1 protein-coding gene and 1 pseudogene are annotated in these 1,037 nt (G+C 53.6%); both read left to right on the top strand.

Going from position 1 to position 1,037, the window contains the following annotated elements; all coding sequences use genetic code 11:
* Window positions 1–381 (top strand): annotated as a pseudogene (locus tag AACS90_RS03090) (DUF2345 domain-containing protein); the annotation flags it as partial.
* 23 nt (window positions 382–404) lie between these two features.
* On the top strand, window positions 405–1,037 hold a 633-nt coding region (locus AACS90_RS03085), incomplete at its 3' end, for a DUF4123 domain-containing protein (protein ID WP_241538347.1).

The raw sequence follows: 1,037 nt of genomic DNA, 5'->3' as shown, positions 1-1,037 counted from the left end.
GTGTCGCACCGGATTGCCGGCAGCCAGCATATTCAGACCGGGGATGCCACCGTGATTGACAGCGGGCAGGAAATCCACCTGAAAAGTGGCGGCAAAGTGGTACTGGAAGCCGCCGCAGAAATCACCCTGAAAGTGGGCGGCAGTTTTCTGAAAGTTACACCGGGCGGCATTCTCTGCTCACCGATTAATGTCGGGCAAGGTTCAGGCGGCAGCGGACGCGGGGTGTCACTGCAATTACCGGAAGGCGTGGCACCACTGGCACAAGTGGGGCAGCTCCCGATGGCGGAAGCGCTTCCGGTCACTGAATTTCCGGTGCAACCGGCTTGTGCAGAACTGGCGCAACAGGATGCCAGTTTAGTCATTAAACCTGTTAAAGAGTAAACACAATGGAAAGAGTTACCACCATGGAGAACACAGAATCTGCAATAAGCTGGCAAGACTGGTTGAATGAACCCAATAAAGCGCCTGTATTTTTCATTCTCAATTCGCTGGCTAAACCGAATCCGATAGAGCCATTTTACCGCCATGACTGGGTTGAGCAGGCATTTCCGCTGTATAGCGGTACCCCGATGCGCAATATGTTGAAACAGAGTCCGTGGTTGGTGCAACCGAAGGCTAATCAACTCACTCAGATCGGGACAGCATTGGATAACCATGAACTCAGTGACAACAGTTGGGGTTGGGCTTACCGCAGCCAGACACCGTGGCAGGAACAGCTTAACCACTGGCAGCAGCGGCAATGGGTCATGATGAACGGCGAACCGGTGCTGTTCCGCATGATGGATGCGCGGATATTGGGCGCACTGATGCCTGCCTTTACGCCCAGCGACTGGTCACTGATGCTGTCGCCTGTCACAGAACTGATGATAGACAGTCCACAACTGATGCGGTTTTGCCGTCCCGACGCGTGTAACGAAGGTAACAGTGAAATCCCGTTTACATTGGGTGAGCACTTGCTGGCCGTCTGGCTACGTTCTCCCTACGGACTGAAAGTGTTAACCAGCTCACTGTATTGTGATCTATGGGAAAATCACGGC

Origin of the sequence: Xenorhabdus sp. KK7.4 (assembly GCF_963876465.1) — a bacterium.
GTDB classification, from domain to species: Bacteria; Pseudomonadota; Gammaproteobacteria; order Enterobacterales; family Enterobacteriaceae; genus Xenorhabdus; species Xenorhabdus stockiae.
Note: the sequence above shows the minus strand (reverse complement) of the source record. Positions and strands in the feature narration are given on the sequence as shown.